This is a genomic window from Streptococcus sp. HPH0090 (assembly GCF_000411475.1).
Classification (GTDB): domain Bacteria; phylum Bacillota; class Bacilli; order Lactobacillales; family Streptococcaceae; genus Streptococcus.
Genome location: NZ_KE150464.1, coordinates 19083 through 43705, shown reverse-complemented (window position 1 = coordinate 43705; position 24623 = coordinate 19083). Strand labels below are relative to the sequence as shown.

The 24623-nt window shown below is 39.7% G+C and carries 29 protein-coding genes and 2 other annotated features; of the genes, 3 read left to right on the top strand and 26 right to left on the bottom strand.

The genetic code is table 11. From position 1 onward, the window contains the following. Positions 1-150: 150 nt before the first annotated feature. From HMPREF1481_RS02280 to HMPREF1481_RS02235, 10 genes are all read right to left on the bottom strand, one after another. Positions 151-420: a hypothetical protein gene (locus tag HMPREF1481_RS02280; RefSeq protein ID WP_016465492.1), complete on the bottom strand. Its 270-nt coding sequence runs from the start codon at positions 418-420 to the stop codon at positions 151-153. A gap of 247 nt (positions 421-667) precedes the next feature. Beyond that, positions 668-919: a hypothetical protein gene (locus tag HMPREF1481_RS02275; protein WP_016465491.1), complete on the bottom strand. Its 252-nt coding sequence runs from the start codon at positions 917-919 to the stop codon at positions 668-670. A gap of 166 nt (positions 920-1085) precedes the next feature. Beyond that, positions 1086-1325, bottom strand: a complete 240-nt coding sequence (locus HMPREF1481_RS02270; protein ID WP_016465490.1) for a hypothetical protein — start codon at positions 1323-1325, stop codon at positions 1086-1088. 192 nt (positions 1326-1517) lie between these two features. Next, a complete protein-coding gene (locus HMPREF1481_RS02265; RefSeq protein ID WP_016465489.1) occupies positions 1518-1745 on the bottom strand; it encodes a hypothetical protein in 228 nt (75 codons plus the stop codon). Between the two features lie 91 nt (positions 1746-1836). Next, positions 1837-2217, bottom strand: coding sequence for a rhodanese-like domain-containing protein (locus HMPREF1481_RS02260; RefSeq protein WP_016465488.1), 381 nt, complete (start codon positions 2215-2217; stop codon positions 1837-1839). A gap of 5 nt (positions 2218-2222) precedes the next feature. After that, a complete protein-coding gene (locus HMPREF1481_RS02255; RefSeq protein WP_016465487.1) occupies positions 2223-2447 on the bottom strand; it encodes a YqgQ family protein in 225 nt (74 codons plus the stop codon). Between the two features lie 58 nt (positions 2448-2505). Then, a complete protein-coding gene (locus HMPREF1481_RS02250) occupies positions 2506-2967 on the bottom strand; it encodes an ECF transporter S component (RefSeq protein WP_016465486.1) in 462 nt (153 codons plus the stop codon). Beyond that, complete coding sequence (locus HMPREF1481_RS02245; RefSeq protein ID WP_016465485.1) at positions 2945-3718, bottom strand: bifunctional hydroxymethylpyrimidine kinase/phosphomethylpyrimidine kinase; 774 nt, start codon at positions 3716-3718, stop codon at positions 2945-2947. Before HMPREF1481_RS02245 ends, HMPREF1481_RS02250 begins: the two co-directional genes overlap by 23 nt. Beyond that, positions 3708-4457 (bottom strand): tRNA pseudouridine(38-40) synthase TruA, encoded by a 750-nt coding sequence (truA, locus tag HMPREF1481_RS02240; protein WP_016465484.1) that lies wholly within the window; start codon positions 4455-4457, stop codon positions 3708-3710. The genes HMPREF1481_RS02245 and truA overlap by 11 nt, the downstream gene beginning before the upstream one ends. An 85-nt stretch (positions 4458-4542) precedes the next feature. Continuing rightward, a complete protein-coding gene (locus HMPREF1481_RS02235; RefSeq protein ID WP_016465483.1) occupies positions 4543-4998 on the bottom strand; it encodes a GNAT family N-acetyltransferase in 456 nt (151 codons plus the stop codon). Positions 4999-5068: 70 nt separating this feature from the next. Here HMPREF1481_RS02235 and HMPREF1481_RS02230 point away from each other — a divergent pair, with 70 nt between their 5' ends. After that, the gene (locus HMPREF1481_RS02230) at positions 5069-5731 is read left to right on the top strand and encodes a prepilin peptidase (RefSeq protein WP_016465482.1); all 663 of its coding nucleotides are present in this window, start codon (positions 5069-5071) and stop codon (positions 5729-5731) included. Here HMPREF1481_RS02230 and trpA read toward each other — a convergent pair. From trpA to HMPREF1481_RS02170, 12 genes are all read right to left on the bottom strand, one after another. Further along, positions 5700-6482 carry a tryptophan synthase subunit alpha gene (gene trpA / locus HMPREF1481_RS02225; RefSeq protein ID WP_016465481.1) on the bottom strand — a complete coding sequence of 261 codons (783 nt, stop codon included), beginning with the start codon at positions 6480-6482 and terminating at the stop codon, positions 5700-5702. The two genes, HMPREF1481_RS02230 and trpA, sit on opposite strands and share 32 nt — an antisense overlap. Next, the gene (gene trpB / locus HMPREF1481_RS02220) at positions 6475-7698 is read right to left on the bottom strand and encodes a tryptophan synthase subunit beta (protein ID WP_016465480.1); all 1224 of its coding nucleotides are present in this window, start codon (positions 7696-7698) and stop codon (positions 6475-6477) included. Before trpB (HMPREF1481_RS02220) ends, trpA begins: the two co-directional genes overlap by 8 nt. After that, the gene (locus HMPREF1481_RS02215) at positions 7676-8275 is read right to left on the bottom strand and encodes a phosphoribosylanthranilate isomerase (RefSeq protein ID WP_016465479.1); all 600 of its coding nucleotides are present in this window, start codon (positions 8273-8275) and stop codon (positions 7676-7678) included. The genes trpB (HMPREF1481_RS02220) and HMPREF1481_RS02215 overlap by 23 nt, the downstream gene beginning before the upstream one ends. Further along, positions 8262-9029 (bottom strand): indole-3-glycerol phosphate synthase TrpC, encoded by a 768-nt coding sequence (gene trpC, locus HMPREF1481_RS02210; RefSeq protein WP_016465478.1) that lies wholly within the window; start codon positions 9027-9029, stop codon positions 8262-8264. Before trpC ends, HMPREF1481_RS02215 begins: the two co-directional genes overlap by 14 nt. Further along, complete coding sequence (gene trpD, locus HMPREF1481_RS02205) at positions 9026-10030, bottom strand: anthranilate phosphoribosyltransferase (protein WP_016465477.1); 1005 nt, start codon at positions 10028-10030, stop codon at positions 9026-9028. The genes trpC and trpD overlap by 4 nt, the downstream gene beginning before the upstream one ends. 10 nt (positions 10031-10040) lie before the next feature. Next, positions 10041-10607 (bottom strand): aminodeoxychorismate/anthranilate synthase component II, encoded by a 567-nt coding sequence (locus HMPREF1481_RS02200; RefSeq protein ID WP_016465476.1) that lies wholly within the window; start codon positions 10605-10607, stop codon positions 10041-10043. Further along, complete coding sequence (gene trpE / locus HMPREF1481_RS02195) at positions 10604-11965, bottom strand: anthranilate synthase component I (RefSeq protein ID WP_016465475.1); 1362 nt, start codon at positions 11963-11965, stop codon at positions 10604-10606. The genes HMPREF1481_RS02200 and trpE overlap by 4 nt, the downstream gene beginning before the upstream one ends. Before the next feature lie 305 nt (positions 11966-12270). After that, positions 12271-12496 (bottom strand) — a binding site (T-box leader). Then, positions 12493-13671, bottom strand: coding sequence for a tryptophan synthase subunit beta (trpB, locus tag HMPREF1481_RS02190; protein ID WP_016465474.1), 1179 nt, complete (start codon positions 13669-13671; stop codon positions 12493-12495). Its footprint overlaps the feature before it by 4 nt. A 63-nt stretch (positions 13672-13734) precedes the next feature. Continuing rightward, positions 13735-13965: a binding site (T-box leader), on the bottom strand. Positions 13966-14025: 60 nt separating this feature from the next. Beyond that, entirely contained in the window at positions 14026-15252 is a 1227-nt protein-coding gene (locus HMPREF1481_RS02185; protein ID WP_016465473.1) for a DegT/DnrJ/EryC1/StrS family aminotransferase, read from the bottom strand. Between the two features lie 38 nt (positions 15253-15290). Next, the gene (locus HMPREF1481_RS02180; protein ID WP_016465472.1) at positions 15291-15983 is read right to left on the bottom strand and encodes a sugar transferase; all 693 of its coding nucleotides are present in this window, start codon (positions 15981-15983) and stop codon (positions 15291-15293) included. 106 nt (positions 15984-16089) lie between these two features. Further along, positions 16090-17832, bottom strand: coding sequence for an ABC transporter ATP-binding protein (locus HMPREF1481_RS02175; protein WP_016465471.1), 1743 nt, complete (start codon positions 17830-17832; stop codon positions 16090-16092). Further along, a complete protein-coding gene (locus tag HMPREF1481_RS02170; protein WP_016465470.1) occupies positions 17822-19567 on the bottom strand; it encodes an ABC transporter ATP-binding protein in 1746 nt (581 codons plus the stop codon). Before HMPREF1481_RS02170 ends, HMPREF1481_RS02175 begins: the two co-directional genes overlap by 11 nt. A 262-nt stretch (positions 19568-19829) precedes the next feature. Here HMPREF1481_RS02170 and HMPREF1481_RS02165 point away from each other — a divergent pair, with 262 nt between their 5' ends. Beyond that, complete coding sequence (locus HMPREF1481_RS02165) at positions 19830-20657, top strand: exodeoxyribonuclease III (protein WP_016465469.1); 828 nt, start codon at positions 19830-19832, stop codon at positions 20655-20657. A gap of 11 nt (positions 20658-20668) precedes the next feature. Beyond that, the gene (locus HMPREF1481_RS02160; protein WP_016465468.1) at positions 20669-21055 is read left to right on the top strand and encodes a bleomycin resistance protein; all 387 of its coding nucleotides are present in this window, start codon (positions 20669-20671) and stop codon (positions 21053-21055) included. Positions 21056-21154: 99 nt separating this feature from the next. On the opposite strand, the gene HMPREF1481_RS02155 is transcribed toward HMPREF1481_RS02160, so the two are convergent. The 4 genes from HMPREF1481_RS02155 to HMPREF1481_RS02140 are packed head-to-tail and all read right to left on the bottom strand — an operon-like array spanning position 21155 to position 24526. Beyond that, positions 21155-22063 carry a type II restriction endonuclease gene (locus HMPREF1481_RS02155; RefSeq protein ID WP_016465467.1) on the bottom strand — a complete coding sequence of 303 codons (909 nt, stop codon included), beginning with the start codon at positions 22061-22063 and terminating at the stop codon, positions 21155-21157. A gap of 13 nt (positions 22064-22076) precedes the next feature. Next, positions 22077-22886 carry a hypothetical protein gene (locus tag HMPREF1481_RS02150; protein WP_016465466.1) on the bottom strand — a complete coding sequence of 270 codons (810 nt, stop codon included), beginning with the start codon at positions 22884-22886 and terminating at the stop codon, positions 22077-22079. Between the two features lie 4 nt (positions 22887-22890). Continuing rightward, positions 22891-23646, bottom strand: coding sequence for a DNA-methyltransferase (locus HMPREF1481_RS02145; RefSeq protein ID WP_025173246.1), 756 nt, complete (start codon positions 23644-23646; stop codon positions 22891-22893). A 25-nt stretch (positions 23647-23671) separates the two neighbouring features. Beyond that, on the bottom strand, positions 23672-24526 hold the full coding sequence (locus HMPREF1481_RS02140; RefSeq protein WP_025173245.1) for a DNA adenine methylase: 855 nt from the start codon (positions 24524-24526) through the stop codon (positions 23672-23674). Positions 24527-24623: the final 97 nt, after the last annotated feature.

Genomic DNA, 24623 nt, shown 5'->3' with positions numbered 1-24623 from the left:
AATGTTTGTCTTCGGTCTGAGAGGCTAGGACTTTTGTCCCAGCCTCTTTCAATAAACTATTCTCCTAACTGTTTCTTCAACCAGGACTCCGCCTCTTCTAAAGACTGGTCTGTTAGAACATCGGGCTGAATTGCCTCATTCTCATAAATCTTATTTCCATTTCTCACTCTTGGAAAATGCAATCATGAGACCCGAACCAGCTAGAACTGCCAAAATAACAAGACAGATATTTTTCAGAGGATAGAGCCATTCTTTATTTTCCTCATGCCACCTTGACTTCCAAAGGCCAACATAGTCAGCGCTCATATGTTCGGGTTGATTCAGCTGGATATTGATCACAATGGCAAGTAAGATCAGGGCAAGTAAAGCAAGCGCAATCAGCCAAACTTTCTTTTTTTTCGTTAGATTAACATTCTTCATTCTTTTCTCCTTCTACTTTCTGTTTTAAAAAAACTTTTTTACACTACTTTTCTTTCACTTCTATTTCCGAATGACGATAGCCATAGCCAAAGTAAATCAAAATTCCCAAAATCAGACCTACAATTGGAGATAGCAAATCGAGCACAATAGATAGGATACCTAAAACAAGTGATGGTTTTTTCTTTTCTTACATATTGAAAAACTCCTTAAAATTTAATACAAATTAATTATACCATACGAAGCTATTTTAATGAATTCCCGAAAGTTGTGAGATAAGTGCGATACAGATAAGTGCAGAAATCACAACCCCTAACACAATCCCTATAATAGAGAGAATTTTTTCGTTCTTATAGTCTAGTCCAGACTCTTTTTGATGTGAATTAGCCAAGGCCAAAGCAAAAACTCCAACAAAAATACTTAACACTGGAAATCCAAAGGCAACTATGATAGATATGATAGCCAGAACAAGCGAAGATTTTTTCTTTTCTTGTGTATTCATATTAAAAAACTCCATAAATTTATTACAGATTCATTATATCATACAAAGCGATTTTATCTATTATGCAGTAAATATCTTTTCCCCTGAGCCAGGAAATATTAGAAATGATTGATACCTACTTCGAGAAGATTGTATAAAATAAAAAAGTTTTAAATATAAAGCTTTTTTAGATTCTTGCTAAGCTATAAAATAAAGCGATGTCCACAATCCAGCTAAGGACAGAAACTACGATCCCCACGGTACTTAGGATTCTTTCTCTTTTAAAGTCTAGACCAGATTCTTTTTGACTTGAATTAGCCATGACTAGTCCAACGATACCTAGAATCAGTCCTACAATTGGAGATGGCAATCCAAGGACGATAGATAGGATACTCAAAACAAGTGAAGCTTTTTTCTTTTCTTGCATGCTCTAAAATCTCCTTAAACTAATTACGCAATCATTATACCATACAAATCGGCTTTATCTATTAGGTAACAAGTATTTCCTCTCTGTAACCATCCCTAACCAAAAGAATTAGAAATGATTAAAAATCACTTAACGAAAAATGGGTAAAACAAAAAAGCTTTAAAAATAAAGCTTTTTTTGTTAGAATCCTGATTAGTGCATCATCAAAATGAATCCTGCAATCCAGTTAAGGACTGAAATAACAATCCCTACGATATTGAGAATTTTTTCTGTTTTATAATTTAGTCCAGATTGATTTTGGTGTGAATTACCCAATACTAATCCAATGATACCCAAAATAAGACCTACGATTGGAGATAACAAACCAAGGACAATAGATAGGATACCTAAAACAAGCGATGCTTTTTTCTTTTCTTGCATAATAAAAACTCCTTAAAATTTATATAAATTATTATACCATAAAAAATCGGTTTTCTATATTAAACATATGTGACAAGTTGTTTTCACATTGTTAACTAGATTTAACCTTCCCAGTCCAAGAATCCAATCCATAAGAGAGGATATAGATTTCTGAGAAACCTTGTTTTTTCAAGAAAAGCGCTGCATTTGTAACACGTTGCGCACGTTGGTTCTCATAAAGAAGGACAGGTTTATCCTTACGAAGCGCTGCAAGACTTGTCTTCAATTGATTTGAAGGGATATTACGAGCTCCGAGGATATGTTTTCTGTGGAAGTCAGCTGGATCACGCAAGTCAATTAACTGACCTGTACGAATCAAAGACTCAAACTCTGCATTGTCTACGATTTTCGCTGCACGACGAATGCGAAGATAGTTGTACCCCATCCATGCCAACATCGCTACGACAAGTCCCCACAAAACCCAAGTTACCATAATACTTAATCTCCATTTTTTTCTAAATAGTCTAATTCTAGTTTGTGCTCTCTACGAAGAACAGCTTCCGCTTCTAAATAATCTAACTTGTCCATCAAGCCTGCATCATAGATTCGAGATAGTTCAATCTTCATCAGTTCAATGTCATAGAGACGTTTCCCCATGTAGACAATGATACCGAACTGTTTGAGAAATTGTTGCACATCATAGAGTGTTTTCATAACTTTCATTTTAGCAAATAATCAGAGTTTTTTCAATAGTTCCCGCAGAGGATTCTCTTTTTCACGATTATCTAAATTTCTTTACACTATGACAAAGAAGAAATCCTAGAGTCATTCCAACGATATTTTGCAAGAGATTTGGGATGATTTCTGGAATAGCTGCACCCCAACCATTCATCCAAGCTGATGCCAAGGCATAACCAGCTACCATGAAAAGAGTCGCCAAGACTAAGCCTAGCCATTGCCATTTCCCTTTAACACCTGCGAAATAGCCTTGGAAACCATGATTAAGTAAGCTAAAAAACATCCACTGAGGATAACCTGAAATAAGGTCAATGAGAAATCCTGCTAAACCTCCGACAATGGCTCCTTCACGACTGCCAAAGTAAAAAGCTGTAAAGAAGACTCCAACGTCCAAAAGTGTAAAAATTCCAGTTGGTGTCGGGATTTTAATAAAATAACCTAATACAACCGAACTGGCTGCTAAGATGGATACTAGGGCGATTTTAGTTGTTTTGGTTTGCTTCATATTGTCTCACTCCATATTGATCTGCTTGAGCAATAGCTCGGTAAACAAAGGCCTTGGAACTTTCAATTGCTGGCAAGAGTTCCTCTCCCTTGACTAACTGGCTGGCAATACTAGATGCAAAGGTACATCCTGCACCAGCATTTTGTCCTTGAATGACTGGATTTTCAAGAATGGTAAAATTCTCTCCATCATAAAAGACATCCACAGCCTTATCCTGACTGAGACGATTTCCCCCCTTGATAATCACTGCTGGTGCACCAAAATCATGTAATTTTTTGGCTACAGCCTTCATATCTTCTAAGGTTTCAATCTTTTGGTCCGCAAGCAATTCTGCCTCAGGAAGATTCGGAGTAATCACAGATACATAAGGGAAAAAGCGAATCAACTCTTGACAGAGCTCACTGACTGCAACGTCGTGCGTTTCCTTACAAACCAATACAGGGTCCAAGACTACTGGAACTCCTTCACGTTCCTTGATGAAATTCAAGGCTTTCTCAGCAACACCGACTGTCGGCAAGAGACCAATCTTAATCCCTCCAAAGTCTACACTCTTGAGGCTATCCAACTGTTGTTGAAAAATAGTTTCATCAGTTGGAAAGACTTCAAAGCCATTTTCTGTCAAAGCAGTCAAGCAGGTCATGGCTACAAATCCATGCAAACCATTCAAAGTATAGGTGGCAAGGTCAGCAGCCAATCCGCCACCACTAAAAATATCATTTCCTGAAAGTGCTAAAATACGATTATTCTTCATAACGAATCTCCTTCAAATACAAACCATTGGGTGCTGCAGTTGGGCCAGCCAACTGTCTGTCTTTTTTCTCCAAGATGAGGTCAATCTGTTCAATCGGCATCCGATTGTTACCAATTTTAAGCAGGGTTCCAACCATATTTCGAATCTGCTTATAGAGGAAGCCATTGCCAGAGAAGGTAAAGGTCAAAAACTGCCCTGTTTCATCAACCCTAAGACTAGCTTCCGTAATCGTTCTTACCTTGTCTTCCACACTAGTCCCTGATGCCGTAAAACCAGTAAAATCATGTGTCCCCTCGAGTTTTTTTACAGCAAGCTGCATCCGCTCCACATCTAGTGGATAAGGATAATGAGTCGCATAATGGCGACGCATGGGATTTTTAGGACGTCCTCTATCTACGATAAACTCGTAGGTCTTGCTATGCTTGGCATAACGGCAATGAAAATCATCGGCCACAATCTCAATCGAAATCACATCGATATCTTCAGGACTTTGGGTATCGAGAGCAAAACGAAGTTTTTCCTCATCCATCTGATAGGGAAGATCAAAGTGGATGACCTGACCTAATGCATGAACACCACTATCCGTTCGCCCAGCGCCATGAATGGTAATAGCTTGTCCTTTATTTAATTTGGTTAAAGTTTTTTCAATTTCCTCCTGAACACTACGCGCATGAGGTTGCCGCTGAAAACCGGCAAAAGCGTAGCCATCATAAGAAATTACAGCTTTATATCTAGTCATGTATCTATTTTATCAAGAAAATTTCTCTGCAACAAGTTTGAGAATTAAAAATTGTAAGGGGACAATTTCCAGTGTTATTTAGTTCTTACCTAAATTTTCTCATTATGTATTTACGTTCAGGAACTTCAATAGTTTGAACAATTTCAAATCCCTCTTTGTGGTATAGGTCTCTAGCTATTTGATTTGACTCAAAAACTGTTAGGGAAATACTTTCTATTTCTTCATTTTCAAACATTTCTTGAACGAAGCCTTGGAGAGCTTTCCTACCTATTCCTTTTCCCTGCTTCTGTGGAGCTATGAGAAATCTTCCAATATGAAGATTTTTATCTTCTAGTTTGATTTTCTGGATGATGCCTACAAACTCTTCTCCAACAAAAATGGAAAAAATCCCTTCCATCTTTTGCAAGGATTGGGCAATCAAGGGATAAGAAATCTTTGGCCCCATCCATTGCTTCTGAAAACTTTCTCCCAAAGCATTAGACCACTGACAAATGAGTTTAGCATTTTCTAACTGAAGTCCTTTTTCAAAGTGAATGTTCATATTTGCTCCTATAACTTCTCCTACATCCAACTATTATACTCTTTCTCTTATTTTTTCCGAATAAATAAGTATGATTCATCTTTACTTTTTTCTTGTTGGAACGATTCTTGCTTCCTTTCTAGGCTTGGTCATTGATCGCTTCCCTGAACAATCCATCGTCTTTCCTGCTAGTCACTGTGATTCTTGTCAGACTCGCTTGAGACCTATGGATTTGATTCCAATTGTTTCTCAAGTAATTGGGCGCTTTCGTTGTCGCTATTGCAAGGTACGATATCCTTTCTGGTATGTTTTCTTTGAGTTGTGCTTTGGACTGCTCTTTCTAGCTTTTTCTTGGGAATTTCTAACCTTAGGCCAAGTCATCCTAATCACTGCTGGCTTAACCTTGGGCATCTATGACTTTCGTCATCAAGAATACCCCTTGATCGTTTGGCTAGCTTTTCACTTAATCCTCATGCTTTGCTCTAGTTGGAATCTGATCATGGCTTTCTTCTTGATTCTTGGAATTATTGCCCAAGTTATTGATATTCGCATTGGGGCAGGTGATTTTCTATTTCTGTCTTCTTGTTCCCTAGTTTTTACACTTACAGAAATACTGATTCTCATTCAATTTGCTTCTACAACCGGCATTCTAGCCTTTCTCCTGCTAAAGAAAAAGGAAAGACTTCCTTTTGTGCCTTTCCTCTTACTTGCTGCTTGCGTGATTATTTTTGGTAAGCTACTGCTTCTCGGATAAAGTCAGCGATTTCTGCTACTTGTCCTTCATGCAGAGCCTTAACAATCTTGGAACCGACGATAACACCGTCTGATACAGCATTGAAGCGTTCTACATCTGCCTGAGTGGATACACCAAATCCTGTTAAAACTGGAATGTCAGCCACTTGATGAAGTTGAGACAAGTGCTTGTCCAAGTCATCTCGGTAATTTCCTGATTTCCCTGTCACCCCGTTGATAGCAACGGCATAGACAAATCCTTCTGCCCCTTCAATGAGTTCCTTTTGACGGTCAATTCCTGTCGTCAAGCTGACTAGAGGAATCAAAGCAATGTCAGTATCCGCCAAATATGGCTCTACAAAGTTAGCATGCTCATGAGGGAGGTCTGGAATAATCAAGCCCTTGACTGCTGTATCAGCAAGATCTTTAACCAATTTCTCCACACCGTACTGAAATAGGGGGTTAAAGTAGGTCATGATGACAAGCGGAATTTCTGTTTCAATGGTTTTCAAAGTTTCAACCAAAGCCTGGGTAGAGGTTCCGCGAGCTAGACTGCGCAAGCCTGCTTCTTCGATAACAGGACCATCTGCAACCGGATCCGAGAAAGGAACTCCTACCTCAATGGCAGAAACACCTAAGTCTTCTAAAAAGTGAATTGTATCACTGAGACCATCCAAACCTTTTTCATGATCTCCAGCCATGATATAGGGAACGAAAATTCCCTTTCCAGTCACTTTTATAGCATTCAGTTTTTTTGTTAGTGTCTTAGGCATGAGCTTCTCCCTTCTTTGTTGCGTCTGCTTCCAAGCGATCTTTGACTTGAACTACATCCTTGTCCCCGCGACCTGATAGACAGACAATCATAGACTTGTCTGGACCAAGTTCTTTGGCTAATTTCACCGCAAAGGCGATAGCGTGACTAGACTCCAACGCTGGGATAATCCCTTCCACACGAGACAAGAGTTGGAAGCCTTTCAAGGCTTCCTCATCTGTCACAGGAACATAGGTCGCACGCTTGATATCGTGGTAGTGAGAATGTTCTGGACCGATACCTGGGTAGTCCAAACCTGCTGAGATAGAGAAGGCTTCTAAGATTTGTCCATGGGCATCTTGGAGAACATCCATGAGCGAACCGTGTAGAACACCTGGTCTACCCTTGGTCAAGGTAGCTGCGTGATGCTCTGTATCCACACCAAGTCCTGCCGCTTCAGCTCCATACATAGCTACAGATTCATCTTCCACAAATGGATGGAAGAGACCGATAGCATTAGAACCACCACCAACACAGGCTACTAGGGCATCTGGCAAATCTTGCCCTGTCAAGTCACGGTACTGTTGTTTTGCTTCTCGACCGATAACACTTTGGAAATCACGCACAATTTCTGGAAAAGGATGAGGCCCCAAGGCAGAACCAAGGATATAGTGGGTATCATCGATGTTGGCTACCCATGAACGAAGGGCTGCATTGACCGCGTCTTTGAGCACGCGTGAACCATCTGTTACAGCTTCCACCTTGGCTCCCAAAAGTTCCATACGGAAGACATTGAGGGCTTGGCGTTTAACATCTTCCTCACCCATATAGATAGTACATTCCATGTTAAAGAGGGCCGCAGCAGTTGCAGTTGCTACACCGTGCTGACCGGCACCAGTTTCAGCGATAATTTTCTTTTTGCCCATGCGTTTAGCGAGAAGAACTTGTCCCAAGGCATTGTTAATCTTGTGGGCACCTGTATGGTTGAGGTCTTCACGTTTGAGGTAAATCTTAGCTCCGCCGATATGCTGGGTCAAGTTTTTTGCGTAGTAAAGAGGTGTTTCACGACCTACATACTGGCGCAAAAGTTGGTTTAGCTCCTCTTGGAAACTTGGGTCTGCCTGACTTTCACGATACGCCTCTTCTAATTCCAATACTGCTGTCATCAATGTTTCTGGGACAAAACGTCCACCGAATTTCCCGTAAAATCCATCTTTATTTGGTTCTTGATATGCCATGTTTTACCCTCTCTATAAATCTTCTAATCTTTTCATGATCTTTTTGTCCGTTTGATTCTACTCCACTTGATACATCTACTGCAAAGGGAGTAAAGTGTTGAATTGCTTCTTCTACATTATCCTCATTGAGCCCGCCTGCGATGAAGAAAGACTGAGATAGTTCTGTCGTATCCATTTGCCCCCAGTCAAAGGTTTGACCACTTCCTGCCACAGGGGCATCAAAGAGTAAATAATCTGTCTGTGAACTTGGTACATGACCATCTCCATCCACCTGCACAGCCTGAATGCTGGCACAAGGCAGACTCTCAAATAGATCATCTGCCACCTGACCATGAATCTGTACCAAATCCAAGTCAACCTTTTCAATCGCATCTAGTAATTCTTCCCGACTTGGTGAAACAAATACGCCAACTTTTTTTACATATGTAGGAATAATCTCAGCTAGCTCAGCGGCCTGTTCCAAGGTCACCTGTCTTTTGCTAGGAGCAAAGACAAAACCGATGTAGTCTGCTCCAGCTGACACAGCTGTTTCTACCGCTTCTTTGGTCGATAGTCCACAAATCTTAACCTTTGTCAATTTGCAACTCCTTGATTCTCTGGGCTACATTTTCTGCCTGCATGAGGGCTGTTCCTACCAAAATTCCATTAAAGTAGGGTGCAACTCGTTTCGCATCTACTTCTGTAAAAATAGCAGATTCAGAAATGTAGAAGCAATCGTCCTTAAAATATTGGGCCAAGTCTACGCTAGTCTGCAAGTCAACTTCAAAGGTAGTCAAATTACGATTATTCACACCAATAATTTGAGCTCCCAGACGGTGGGCAACTTCTAGCTCTGCTAGATTATGAGTTTCCACCAACACTTCTAGTCCAAGCTCTGTCGCATAGTCATACAGTTCCTTGAGGCGTTCTTCTGATAAAGCCGCTACGATGAGCAAGATAACTGTCGCACCTGCATTGCGAGCTCGGATGATTTGCTTTTCATCGATAATAAAATCCTTGTTCAGCGTCGGAATCTGTACCTGACTGGAAATCTCACGAAGATAATCCAAATGACCTTTGAAGAAAACTTCATCTGTCAGAACAGAAATCATAACAGCGCCGTTAGCCTCGTAAGTCTGGGCCTGTTGAACGATATCCACATCCAGGTTGATATCACCCATACTTGGACTCGCCTTCTTGACCTCTGCAATAATTTGCAAGCGGTCCTGATGGTTTTTCAAATATTCAGCTAAGCGATAGCTTTCACGCAAGGGTTGAAGCTCCTCTCGTTCCATCTTTTCAACTTCACGCGCCTTCTGCTCTAAGATACGTGACAAAAATTCCTGACTCATTTTTGATACTCCTGTAATAGTCTGAGTTTTTCAAGGGCCTTACCACTGGCAATCACTTGACGTGCCATTTCAACTCCGTCTTTGATACTATCTACCTTACCATTGGCATAAAAACCAAGCCCTGCATTTAAAACTGTTGTTTCCAAGAATGGACTTGGTTCGTTATTAAGAACGCTAACAAGAATGGCTGCATTCTCATGAGCATTTCCCCCACGAATGTCCTCAATGGCAATGTGTTCCATTCCTAAATCTTCTGGGGTAAAGGTTGACAAAGTAATTTCTCCATTTTCAAGAAGGGCAATGCTGGTAGTACCATTCAAACCAGCTTCATCCAATCCTTCTGGACCAGCTACTACGATAGCACGTTTGCGACCCATGTTTTTCAAAACCTGAGCTGTACTTTCTAGAAGTTCTGGACGACTAATTCCTAGAAGCTGTGTTTCCAAGACCATTGGGTGAATGAGTGGACCTGTTAAATTCATGATGGTTGGAATTCCCAATTCCAAGCGTGCTGGCATGATATATTTCATAGCTGGGTGCATGTTTTTGGCAAAGAGAAAGACGATTCCTGTTTGGTCAAATACCTTACCTAATTGTGCTGGTTTGAGGTCAATATTGATTCCCAAAGCTTGCAAGACATCTGCTGAACCAGATTTAGAAGAGATAGAACGATTTCCATGTTTAGCCATGTGGATGCCACCACCTGCCAAGACAAAGGCTGCAGTTGTTGAGATGTTAAAGCTAAATGACTTATCTCCACCCGTACCACAGTTATCCATAGCATCTTGAATGTTGGTTGGAATGTGTTGAGCATGTCCTCTCATAACTTGAGCGAGTGCTGTTCTTTCCTCAGGTGTTTCTCCCTTCATCTTGAGGGCTAAAAGGAGTGAAGCGATTTGTGCTTCTGTCACTCGCCCTGTTACGATGCGTTCGATCACATCTGTCATTTCAACACTTGATAGGTCTTCAAAGTTCGCTAATTTTTCAATAATTTCTTTCATTTTATTTCCCTCACTTTACAACTTTCTCGATAAAATTCTGAATAGAAGATAGGCCATCTGGCGTTCCAATACTTTCTGGATGATACTGCAAGCCATAAATCGGCAAGTTTTTGTGTTGAATACCCATAATAGCTTGGTCATCTGTCGAACGAGCTGTCACTTCAAACTCTTCTGGCATCTCTTCAATTAAAATACTGTGGTAACGCATGACTGGACGATTGTCCTCGATTCCTTGATAGAGAACGGATGGAGTCTCAAAACGAATCTGACTCTGCTTGCCATGCATGACTTTTGGAGCCAAGCCTAACTTGCCACCAAAGACTTCTGCGATGGCCTGGTGCCCCAAACAAATCCCTAGAATCGGTTTCTTACCTGCAAAATCACGAATCATTTCTTCCATCTTCCCAGCATCAGCTGGCCAACCTGGACCAGGAGAAAAGACCAGTCCATCTGCCTTTGTAGCTTCTTCATAAAGGGTTGGATCATCATTTCTTAAAACCTGAACTTCTGCGAAATTCCCGATGTATTGGGCTAGGTTATAGGTAAATGAATCATAATTATCAATCAGTAAAATCATGGTCTTAGTTCTCCCATTCTAGTCATAGATTTAGCTTTATTAATCGTTTCTTGGTATTCGTTTTGAGCGATAGAATCATAAACAATTCCTGCTCCAGCCTGCACATAGGCTGTTTTATTTTTTAGAATCATGGTTCGAATTGCAATGGCAAAGTCCATTTCTCCAGTTGCTGAAAGGTAACCGATAGCTCCGGCATAAACGCCTCGCTTCTCTGTTTCCAACTCATAGATGCGTTTCATAGCCCGAATCTTAGGGGCACCAGAAACTGTTCCTGCCGGAAGAGTCGCTTTCAAGGCATCCATGGCAGTCAGTTCTGGTAACAAACGTCCTTTTACTACGCTGGTCAAATGCATGACATAACGGAAAAGTTCCACTTCCATATACTTGGTTACTTGGACACTTGCTGTTTCAGCAATTCGTCCGATATCATTGCGTCCTAGGTCCACTAGCATTCGGTGTTCTGCCGTCTCCTTTTCATCAGAAAGTAAATCACTAGCTAATGCTGCATCTTCCTCGTCATTGGAACCTCTAGGTCGCGTACCTGCAATCGGATTGGTTGTTACAGTGCCGTTTTTTACGGAAACTAAACTCTCAGGACTGGCACCAATAATTTGATAATCTCCAAAATCATAAAAGTAGAGGTAATTTGATGGATTTGTCACTCGGAGATTTCTGTAGAAGTCAAAAGGATTTCCAGTTACTTCTGCTGAGAAACGCTGACTGAGCACGCATTGGAACATATCTCCATTGCGAATCAAGTCGCGCGCTGTTTCTACCATTTCTTCAAATTTCTGAGGTGCAATATGTGGTCTAAACTGAAGTGGAGAAACGTCCAAGTCTTCAAATTCGTTTGGAGCAGGGATTTTCAACTCCTCTAAAACCTGATCCAAAGCCGCTTCTAGTTCTTCATTGCTTCGATCACTGTAAAGAGCATCCTCGATGATATGAATTTTTTCTTTCTTGTGGTCAAATACCATATAACTCTCGTAAACAAAGAAATGCATATCTGGTGTCCCAATCGTATCCTCAGGAAGCTGGCCAATTTCTTCATAGAGAGAAATCATATCATAGCCAACAAATCCGATGGCTCCACCTCCAAAAGGTAGGTCTGAATGGTGCTGGCTCTTATGAGTCACTTCATAAAGGAAATCCAAGGGGTCACGATCAATCACTTGCCCATTTTGATAAAGAACTCCATTTTCAAACTTAATCTCAAAAACTGGATTATAGGCCAAGATAGAAAATCGAGCATTTTCCTTTTCTCTTGGGATACTTTCAAGTATAACCTTGTGTTGTCCGTTTAAGCGCATATACGCCAAGATTGGTGATAAAACATCTCCATGAATGATTCGTTCCATTGTAATTTCCCTTTCAGTTCCTTATTTTTAATTTTTTATCTTTTTTCTATTTCCCTTAAATAGTGCGGACGGGAGCAACTTTCTCCGAAATTTCATCCCTAATTTTTGAGCCATGTGTCTCAAAAATTCCGTCCTAGAGAAGCATCTTTGCTTCTCTAGAATACCACCATGGCGGGAAATAGCGGTTCGATGCTCACATCGTTCGCAAATATTTTATAGAAATCTACATATTGATGAAGCATAATTTAAAACTGAATAGCCACACCTATAATACATATATAAAAATCCCCACGCAAAATAACTTGCGTGAGGACGAAATTCGCGGTGCCACCTCAATTATAGGATTTCTCCTATCTCTCATTCCTGTCTCAGATAGCTCCTGTAACAGGTTGTGCGATAAAGGGCACTCCCTTGAGAATTATGAATTCTTCTCTCGTTTGAGATGGACCCAACCTTACAGCTTTCTCTGCTTGTTTTCAGCAACCACAAGCTCTCTGTGAGAGAAATAGCTATAATTTTTCCATCTTTTATTTTTTAGCTTCAAGGTAGTCTGCAATAGCAGCTACGTCCTTGTCTCCACGACCAGAGACATTGATGATGATAATCTCATCCTTACTTAGTTTTGGTGCGCGTTTGACTGCTTCAGCGATAGCATGTGAGCTTTCAATAGCTGGGATAATTCCTTCAGTCTTGCTAAGTAGAAGCAAGGCTTGGACAGCCTCTTCATCAGTCGCTGCAACATATTCTACACGACCAGAGTCTTTAAAGAAGGCGTGTTCTGGTCCAACCCCTGGATAGTCTAAACCAGCAGAGATAGAGTAAACAGGTGCAACATTTCCATCTTCACCAAAGACTGCATAGGTTTTCATTCCATCGACAATTCCGACACTACCCTTGGTCATTGTTGCCGCGTGTTTGTCAGTATCTAGACCGTGACCAGCAGCTTCTACCCCAACCAATTTAACTTCTTCATCAGCTACATACTGTGAAAAGGCACCGATGGCATTAGAACCACCACCCACACAGGCAATGACGTAATCTGGCAAACGTCCTTCTTTTTCCAAGATTTGACGACGTGATTCTTCACTGATTACTTTTTGGAATTCATGGACAATCGTTGGGTAAGGGTGAGGACCTACAGCCGAACCTAAAACGTAGAAAGCATCAAGGTCATTCATCCATGCTCCAAAGGCTGCATCGACCGCATCCTTCAGAGTACGTGTTCCCGTTTCAACTGAGTGAACAGTCGCTCCCATCATCTCCATACGGAAGACGTTGAGACGTTGACGTTCCACATCTTCTGCCCCCATGTAGACATCACATGCCATACCAAATTTGGCTGCTGCTGCAGCTGTCGCAACACCGTGCTGACCAGCTCCTGTCTCTGCAATCACACGTTTTTTACCCATGCGTTTAGCAAGAAGGATTTGTCCAAGGACATTGTTAAGTTTGTGTGACCCAAGGTGGTTAAGATCTTCACGTTTGAGATAAATCTTAGCCCCACCTAGATAATCCGTCAAACTTTCTGCAAAATAGAGCGGAGTTTCACGACCTGAATAATCTTTCAAGTAATGACGATATTCTGCCAAAAATTCTGGATCATCCTTGTATTTATCAAAAGTCACTTCCAACTCATCTAATAAAGCCTGAATTGGTTCTGGTACAAAACTACCACCAAATTGTCCAAAATATCCCTTTGTTGTCATAAAATTTTCCTCTTTTCCATTGTTCCAAAATATGAAAACGCCCACACACGGAATTTACTTCCATGTGAGGGCGTTTGTAACGCGGTACCACCTCAATTGTAAAGAAACTATATTCTTTACATCTCTGCCTTGTCTAACAACAAGTTGCACTGTAAGGTGTGCCTACCGAATTTTCATTGTTTCAAATTCACTTTTAAAATCAGCCCAATTTCATTAGTTCCAACCACCTGTTCACAGTAACCACAGGCTCCCTGAAGATTAAAAATAATTACTTTTCTGATTTGATGAGTTAATTATATGTTATTGTTTTTTCTTTGTCAACCGTTTTCACTAATTTTTTACTAATTTTTTTAATTATTTTTGTGAAGCACCTAGAACTTCATCAGAAACTTTGACAAAAGTCTCAATGATATAATCTACTTCTTCATCCGTTAATTTGGTATGAAGCGGTAATGTAATCTCGTTTACAAAGTAGGCATAGGCCTTAGGATAGTTTGCCATTTCAAAGCCAAGATTTTTATAGGCTGTCAAAAGCGGAAGCGGTTTGTAGTGAACGTTACTTGCGATTCCAGCTTTGGCCAATTCTTGGATAATTTGATTGCGTTGTTCGAGACTAGCACCTTCTACATGGGTAACGTAAAGGTGACGACAAGATTCTACAGTATCTGTCTCATGAGCCAATGGATGGATTCGAGTCCCTGCAAATCCACGGTCATAGCGATCTACGATGTCCTTACGACGTTGTAGCAAAGCAGGATAACGGTCCAACTGAACCAGACCAAGCGAAGCCATGATATCTGTCATGTTGCACTTGTAGGCAGGAGTTACGATATCGTATTCCCATGAACCTAGTTGCATCTTGGCAAGAGCATCTTTTGTTTGACCATGAAGAGATAGGATTTGGAATTCCTTGTACATTTCTTCATCATCAATAGCTGGATTAGCTTTCCAAGTAGCACTTCCTCCTTCAGCAGTTGTAAAGTTCTTGACTGCGTGGAAAGAGAATGACGTAAAGTCTGCAATGGAACCAGCTGGTTGCCCTTTGTATGTTGAACCCAAAGCATGGGCGCTATCTGATACAACAACGATACGGTTAAAGACTTTTTGCCACTTGCTAGTAGCTGTAAATAAGTCACGTTTCTTCTCAACAACTTGGAACAAACGGTCATAGTCACAGATAATCCCTGCAAGTTCTACTGGGATGATAACCTTAGTCTTCTCAGTAATCGCTTGTTCAAGCTTGTCATAATCCATTTCAAAGGTATCATCTTGGATATCAACCATAACTGGTGTCGCACCGACGTGAGTGATAACGCTACATGATGCTGTATAAGTCATAGCCGGAACGATAACTTCATCGCCAGGACCCACTTCAAGCACGCGCAAGATCAATTCAAGAGCTGCTGTTGCAGAGTTGAGGCAGACTGTCTTAGGTGTCTGAGTATAGGCAGATAGACGACGCTCCAATTCTTTTGTCTTTGGACCTGTTGTGATCCAACCAGAACGGAGGGTATCTGCTACTTCAGCAATTTCAGCTTCGGAAATATCAGGTGGTGAAAATGGAATATTATACTTTGTCATTGTTTTACTCCTTTGATTGGTTTCAATCTTGCGACTACTTATTTTAAAACTTCAAATACAGTCTGGAACATGATCTTGATATCTCCAAAGAAATTAAAATCACGTAGGTAGGCTAGATTATAGTGCATCTTTTCTGGTAGGACTCTCTCAACATAAGCCTGGTCAACAGTCATACCTTTTGCAGTCATTTGACTGATAATGGCATCCTCATCCTTATAGTTAATGCTAGCAAGCGATGTAATCCCCGCAGGTAAGAGCAAGGTAGCCATCATTTCAGGGCTATACTGCTCTGTGTAGCGTGGTACTTCTGGACGAGTTCCCACAAAGGACATATCTCCTTTGAGAACATTGACCAATTGTGGAAGTTCATCCAAACGAACACGTCGAATGAAATTTCCAACTTTTGTGATACGACTGTCATTTGCAGAAGTTACCAGACTTCCTTTTTTATCAGCATCCGTCACCATAGTCCGGAATTTCCAAATTTTGAAATGTCGGTTATACTGGGTTACCCGCACTTGCTTGTAAATAACTGGACCCTTGCTATCTAGCTTGATCCAGATGCTTAGAATCAGAAATAAGGGGGAGGTCAAGACTAACAAGACTACGGCTAGAAACAAATCTAGACAACGCTTGAAAATCAGTGAGCCTTTTCTTCTAGACACAAGCTGGTAGTATGGTTTTACCTCGCTCAATTGCATTTCTTGAGGTAGTTCATCCCATTTCAGCATGCACATTCTCCTCTGTTTTTTATATATAATCTTTATTAACATTCTACATTATACCACAAAATGAAAGAGGCAGTGCAAGAAATCTGTGTTTTAAAGGAATTCTTCCTTAGGAAAGAGCCCCTGCCTGCAAACTATACATCTTGTGATAGGTTCCACCCAATGCTAGGAGTTCCTCGTGGGTTCCACTTTCGATAATACGTCCCTTATCAAGAACATAGATACAATTAGCATCTTGAATGGTAGAAAGGCGATGGGCGATGGCAATGGTTGTCCGACCTTGTCTCATCTTAGCTAGGGAATTTTGGACCAGAGCTTCTGTTTCAGAGTCGATATTGGCTGTTGCTTCATCCAAAATCAGGATTTTAGGTTGACTGGCAACAGTTCTAGCAAAGGCAAGAAGCTGACGTTGACCAGTTGAAAAACTCGAACCACGCTCAGATACAGGAGCATCATAACCTAAAGGAAGATCTTGAATAAAAGCATCTGCATCCACAAACTCTGCTGCCGCCTTAACTTCCTCATCGCTAATTTCTTGGTACATGGCGATATTAGACTTGATAGTTCCATGATAGAGGAAGGGGTCCTGTAGAACCAAACCGGTGTTTTTTCTCAACTCCTCTTGACTATACTCTCGAATATCCACACCATCTAGGAAAACCCGACCTGACTGGAATTCATAAAAGCGCATGAGAACATTGATGATAGAAGATTTTCCCGATCCCGTATGACCGACAAAAGCAATGGTTTCTCCTTTATTGACAGTAAAGGAAATATCATCTAGAATTTGGTGTTTTCCATCATAAGAGAAGGACACATGTTCAAAACGAATATTTCCTTCTTGAATCTCTGCTTGTCCATCTTCTTGGGCCGGTTCATAGTTGGTCTCATCGATAAGTGCAAAAACACGACCTGCTGACACCATGGATGTTTGAAGGGTAGAAAAGTTTTGCGTTACCTCGATGAGGGGATCAAAGAGACGATTGATATACTGGATAAAAGCATACATAGTTCCTGCTGTTATTCCTATATAAAGTCCGCGATAGCCAAAGTAAGCCATCAAAACTGCATAGCCCAAAAGCTTCAATAAACTCATAGCTGGACGTAAAAAGAGAGAATCCAAGGCTACTGAGCGGTTGGCGTAGACCAGATGTTCCTGGTTTATCTCATCAAACTCTTCTTGCAGGCGTTTTTCTTGGTTAAAGGCTTGAATAATACGAATTCCTTCGATATTTTCTGCCAACTTACTGTTAATATCTGACAGTAGACTTCTAGTTTTTTCAATGACCTTGACCGATTTTTTACGATAGAGATTGACCAAAAGGAAAATCAAGGGTAAAAAGAGTAGAACCAAAGCTGTCAGACGATAGTCCAGAACAAGCATGGTATAAAGAGTCGTCACAAAGATAAAGACTGCTGAGATAAAGCTGGACAAGATCCCTGAGAACATATCACTAATAGTCTCAGTATCATTGGTCAAACGCGAGACGATAGAACCTGCAGGTGTCTTATCAAAATAAGACATGCCTAGCTTTTCCATATTGGCAAAGGCATCACGTCGGATATCTCTAACGATGCTGTAGGACACGCGCGCAAAAAGGAGATTCCCCACATATTGGACAATAGTTTGAAGAATGTAGAGACCATAGTAAACCAACAAAACTGTAACAGCAAGCTGATTGAGATTATGTAGATACTGGTCGATAAAGTGCGAAGCTACCAGGGGGATAATACTCTTGATAACAGTCGTCGCAAGGAGAAAAGCTAAGGCTAAAAAGGTTAAGAGACCATAGGGCTTGAGATAGGACAACAAGCGTTTCAATACAGACCATTGTTCTTGTTTATTCCGCATCTTCTTCTCCTTTCATTTCTAACTGTTGAGACTGGTAGGTTTGGGCATACCAACCATCCAAGGCTAGTAAGTCTTCATGCCTACCTCGTTCAATGATGCGACCATCCTGCATGACCAAAATCAAATCTGCATGAACAACTGCACTGAGACGATGGGCAGTGATGATAGTCGTTTTATCTTTGCGAGTTTCCTTGAGATTATCGATGATTGCGAACTCTGTCTTAGCATCCACAGCTGACAAGGAATCATCTAAAATCAGGATATCAGGATTTAAAATCATAGCCCGACTCATAGCCAGACGTTGCTTTTGTCCACCAGATAGACTGACACCTTTTTCGCCGATAACCGTTTCAAATCCCTGGGGCATGGCTTGAATATCTTGATAGACTTGAGCCAACTTGGTTGCTTCTTCTACTTTTGAGAAAGGCAAGTCAGGATTCCCAAATCGAATATTGTCTAGGATAGAGCTAGCAAAGAGAAATTGGTCCTGTGGGACATAACCCATCAAACTACGTAAGTCAGCTAGTCGATAGTCACGAATATCATGTCCGTTCAGATAAATAGCTCCTTGGTCAACATCATACTCACGTAGGAGCAACTTAATCAAAGCAGTTTTTCCTGAACCAGTTTGCCCAACCAAGCCCAAGGTTTGCCCTTTTTCGAGACTAAAATGTATATCTCTCAGCGTCTCCTCGTCTTCAAAGGCAAAACTATCAATGGCATAGTCTAAACGCCCATTTTCAATCCCGTCAAGTGGAGACTCTGGATTTTTCACAGGTGATTCTTGAGACAAGAGACTCTCAATCCGTTGGTAAGAAACTTTTCCTCTCTGAGTGATATTAAAGAGAAAACCAATTGCCATCAAAGGCCAGACCAGCATATCCAAGTAAGAGATAAAAGTGACCAGATTCCCAACAGTCACCTGCCCCGCTTGTACCATAAAGGCACCGACCAAAAGAGTTAAGGCATAAGAAGAACCAACAAAAAGCAGAACCATCGGGTCAAAGAGGCTATCATATTTCATGGTTTGCAGATTCTTTTGGAAGGTTAAATCATTGACTTCCTGGAAAGAATCCAACTCGTCAGACTGATAGCCAAAGGACTTGGTTACCTTGATACCTGATACAGACTCTTGAACCTTATTGTTAAGTTCAGAAAAGGTTGCTTGGGATTCGCCAAAAGCCTTATGGGTCTTTCTCCCCAGACGACTAGTCCCATAGGCCATAAATGGCAAGGGCAGAATGGCAACTAAGGTCATCTGCCAAGAAATGCTAAAGAGCATAGTCAAGAGAGTCACCAAGGCTGTGATAGAGGCATCCACCGCAGACATAACACCCCCACCTGCTAAACGAGTCAGGGCATTGATATCATTGGTGGCGTGAGCCATCAAATCCCCAGTTCGATAATTCTGATAAAAAGCAGGCGACATTTTTGTAAAGTGCTCAAATAGTCTTGAACGCATGATTTGTCCAAGTCGGTAGGAGGTTCCTAGGATATACATGCGCCAAACATAACGCAGGTAATACATCCCGAAAGCTGCCAGCAGGAGATAAAAGAGATGAAGCAGGAGCTCATCCTGTGTTAATCGTCCCGAAGTGATGGCATCAATCACGCGCCCCATGACCATCGGTGGGATAAGGTTTAGTACAGAGACTAAAACCAAAGCTACAATTCCAACTAGGTAACGGCGTTTTTCTAATTTAAAAAACCACCAGAGTTTTTGGATGATGGACATAAAATTCCTTTCTAATGACAAATGGAAACCTGAGGCGACTACCTCAGGTTTTTCCTATTCATAGGTGATGACACTAACTTAAACTTTGTCATATTCAGCGATAAAGATACTCAAAGGAGTAACATTTCATTTATTTTCAATCTTTTACATAAATCATTCTTTATTATATAGGAATGACCTTGATTTTTCAAACTATACGCTGGGGAATTCCTTCTTTTTCTGGTATAATATTGTCTATAATCTGAATGAAAAGGTAAACATTATGAAACTGATCTCATGGAATATTGATTCCCTAAACGCTGCACTCACGAGCGATTCTGCGCGTGCGAAATTATCACAAGACGTCCTTCAAACATTGGTTGCTGAAAATGCCGATATTATCGCTATCCAAGAAACCAAACTTTCTGCCAAGGGTCCTACAAAAAAACATCTGGAAGTTCTCGAAGAACTCTTTCCAGGGTATGAAAATACTTGGCGCTCTTCTCAAGAGCCTGCTCGTAAAGGTTATGCTGGAACTATGTTTCTCTATAAGAAAGAACTCACTCCAACTATCAGCTTCCCAGAAATCGGTGCACCTTCTACCATGGACTCTGAAGGCCGCATCATCACCCTAGAATTTGATAAATGTTTCGTGACTCAGGTCTACACACCAAACGCTGGTGATGGCCTCAAACGCTTGGAAGAACGTCAAGTCTGGGATATCAAATATGCAGAGTACTTGGCTCAACTAGACAAACAAAAACCTGTCCTAGCAACCGGAGACTACAACGTTGCCCACAAGGAAATTGACCTTGCCAACCCAGCCAGCAACCGCCGTTCACCAGGATTTACAGACGAAGAACGTGAAGGATTTACAAACCTTTTAGCCAAAGGATTTACAGATACCTTCCGCCATATCCATGGCGATGTGCCAGAACGCTATACTTGGTGGGCACAACGCAGCAAAACTTCAAAAATCAACAATACAGGCTGGAGAATCGACTACTGGCTCACAAGTAATCGTGTCGCTGACAAGGTTACCAAGTCAGACATGATTGACTCAGGAGCACGCCAAGACCATACACCGATTGTCTTGGAGATTAAATTGTAAGGATTTTATTTATGGACTACAATGCAGTTATTCCCGAGTTTATGGTCTCAAATATAGAACAGTCTCGTTCCTTCTACTGCGATTTACTGGGTTTTACAATCAAATATGAGCGACCAGAAGAAAAATTTCTCTTCCTGTCTCTTGAAGATTGCCAACTTATGCTAGAAGAAGGCAACGCAGAAGAATTATCCCAACTGACTTATCCTTTCGGGCGTGGTGTCAATATTTCCTTTGGTATCAAGGATGTCCCTCAGCTCCACCAAAAACTGCTGGAAGCCAACTATCCCATCTATCGTCCTTTGACTAAAAGAGAATTTCGAGTTGGTGAACAATATATCTATCCTCATGAATTTGCAGTTTTAGACCCAGATGGCTATTTTTTAAGATTTAGTGAATAGAATAATAAAGCATTAGAGTGGGAAAGTAATAAAAAAAGAGGCGTTTGCCTCTTTTTCTTATTTCTTTTGTCACTTACCTAATTTTAAAGTTCAACAAGTCTATTGTTGAAACAATTCAGATAAAAATCCTTCTCTCAACATTTCTAAGTTAAACACATTAGTAATATGACTAAATGCTTCTGCTAATGGTAAGTGTGCAGTTTTCCATCCTTGACCATCCGTAACCCAGACAAATTCTACATCATCATCTGATTTAACAACAAATTGACTAAGTTCAGTAAATTCTCCGGCTACTGCTTTTAACTTACTTCCTCCTCCACCATAATAATTTGTTTCAATCAACCAAACCTTATGATTTTCTTTAGAATAAACTGCAACGTCAAATCGTCTTTCAGATTTATCTACTGGTACTGTAACCCCCCACTTTTCCTTGATAAATTGAGCTGTTGCTTGAGCTTTCCACTCTAAATTTTGTTCTTGAGCAATCTTTGAGATATGTCGTTCTAAAATACCTTCCATAGTGGTACCACTTCTGTTTTTTCGTGCATTGCTATCCAGTCCAGTCTCTACTCCATAAACATAATCAACTAATGAACGATTCGCATGGTGTTGTAAAAACATTAGTAAACCAGATTGCTCAATAAATTTCATGTAATCATCAATTCTGCTAGCATCTATCGTTTTGAAATTCAATTGCTCAAAAGACATATTATCATCATTGTCTATTGTAAGAATATCTAAAACTCTATCACGACTTGCAATTAGGCTAGGAATTGCTTTTAACAAATTAGGTTGTTTAGTGAACAGGTCAAGAGCTTCTATATAAATATCATCTTTACCAATTAAGTAGTTTAAAGTATTCAACTCTAGTTCATACTTCTTTGTCTCACGGTCAACTTTCTTCCAATTCACATAGTACTCTGGAGTTCTATTGGTAATTGAAAGCGTTGAAAGAAATTCTTCCAATCGTTCCTCTGACGATAAATTATAATAATTTAATAGATTCATTAAGATTCCTTTCTTAAAAATATTTACCTTGATTGCTCAGCTCAAGCCTATCCATTTCTATATATTCAGTTAAATAATAATTTTGGTATCTTTGATCATGAGTAAAATTCGCACCTACAGAAAAAGATTCCTCAGAAATATGTCTACTTAGTTCATCCATATCACCAAATAGAACTTCAATATACCTACCAAAACAATCTGAGCGTCCTCTATATTTGGTATCTCCCTCAATTTTAGGGTAATTAAATTCCTCAATAATTGCAATATAACTTATTATATTTATAATTTCTTGAAATGAAAATTTTCCAACATCATCCAATGAATCCAATACACTTCTTAGCTTTTTAATACCATTATGAATTTCTTCTGATGATAAACATCTGTCATTATATAAAGGACTATTAATTTTTATTAATTGGTTTTCAATTAATAAATAATCTGAAATTGTAGATTCTATTGTTGTTAATGGCCTTTGCGAAATTGACCTCAAGACAATATATACAATATTCTTTATGAGTTCAACAGGAAATTTTCCAATATGACATTTTTCTATTATTTCCTTACAGATTGTTATAAAACTTACATCTTCTTCGTTAAATCTCACTAAACAATCGTAAGAGTTTCTTTTTAATCGTTTTATTGTCCCCGCATTCGTTGCCTTATATCCATAAAATATCAACGTTATATCTTGAGGTGTTGTGAGGGTTCTAGATTTAGCTTTCTCTCCCTCTTTAATTGACTCGGAAAAACCAGAATGCTCTAAACACTTAATAAGATCAAGACCAAAATCTTTATAAGTTGCGTACTCACCTAACTCTAACACTTCTCTATGCCTCCAACCTCTTCTTTGCAATTTTTAAATATTCTTTTTCAGCATCGATACCTATAAACCTTCTACCTAAGCGTTTAGCAACTACTCCAGTTGTTCCACTTCCTACAAACGGGTCTAAAATATAGTCCCCTTCTTTAGTAGAAGCCAAAATTATACGTTCCAATAAATATTCTGGTTTTTGTGTTGGATGCTTGCCGGCCCATTTCTCAGCTTTTTTCGTCAAGGCTCCTGTCCAAACATCTTTCATTTGCTTACCATCATTTAGCTCTTTCATCAAATCGTAATTGTAATAATGACGAGCTTTTTTATCATTTTTTCTTGCCCATAAAATAGTTTCAGTAGAATGAGTAAAATAACGACAGGATAAATTGGGTGCAGGGTTTGTTTTCTGCCAAGTAATATTATTTAGAATTTTAAAACCTTCTTGCTCTAATGCCATTCCAACTGAGTAAATATTATGCAAACTCCCTGAAATCCATATAGTCCCATTAGGCTTCAAAACTTCTTTTGCTAAACGAATCCATTTGCGGTTGAACTCATGCTTTTCCTCAAATGAAGAGATCTTGTCCCAATCTCCTTTATCAACGGAAACAACTTGTCCCCCCGAATTTGATATCCCACCATTACTTAAAAAATATGGCGGGTCAGCAAAGATCATATCCATACTCTCTGGTTTCATTTTTGATAATAATTTAAACGTATCTGCATGAACAAGAATCATTTTGTCTTTATTATAGTATGGTTTTGTCATTAAAACACCCCCATACTTATATTCGTTAATTTTCATAATTTGTGACTATAATTTCAGATATTTTTCCTCGACTGGAAGATTTAGCTCCATTTGTTCGTGTGGCCTCTACATAATGGATATTAAAATCTCGATATAATTCCTCTACTAAATGACTCGATGAATTTGATAACATTACATAAGCGCCTGCATCACTTAGTCTCCTAAATGTATCTCTTAATCTAACTTGGTCCTCATAAGAAAAACCTTCATGAGTATAAGATGTAAAAGCGCTTGTCTCAGATAATGGAATATAAGGAGGATCGAAATAGATAAAATCACCTTCTTTAACATCTAAGAGTGCGTCCTCAAAATCGCCTGTTCTAATCTCTATTTGATTTTTATTTAGATAATTTGAAATAGCAGATATCAACTCTTCATCAACAATTTTAGGATTTTTATAGCTACCGTATGGTACATTAAATTGATTTTTAGAATTCACTCGATATAAGCCATTAAAATCGACTCTTAGCATATATAGAATTCGAGCAGCTCTTTGGACATCGGACATATTGTTTATTCTATCATCACGATCAGCTGAGCGTAATTGTAAGTAATAATCTTTTGAATTATTTTCTTGATGATACTTCAATAAGTCAATTAAATCCTGAGGATTATCCTTAATTTGTTGATAACAGTTGATTAACTCGGCATTATAATCATTAATAACAGCCCTTTCAGGAGCTAAATCAAAAAATAATGCCCCCCCTCCGATAAAAGGTTCATAATAATCATTATACGTTTCAGGCATAAGTTCTTTTATGATAGGTAATAATTGTCGTTTACCGCCTGTCCATTTAGTGAATGGTTGTAGAATAACTTTTTTCGTTTGTTCAATATTCATACTTATCATTATACCACAGAAACATAACCATTAGCTTGGTATTTCACTGCTCTTATATATTTCTCTGGAACTTCTTTAACAAAATAAAATGAGTAGA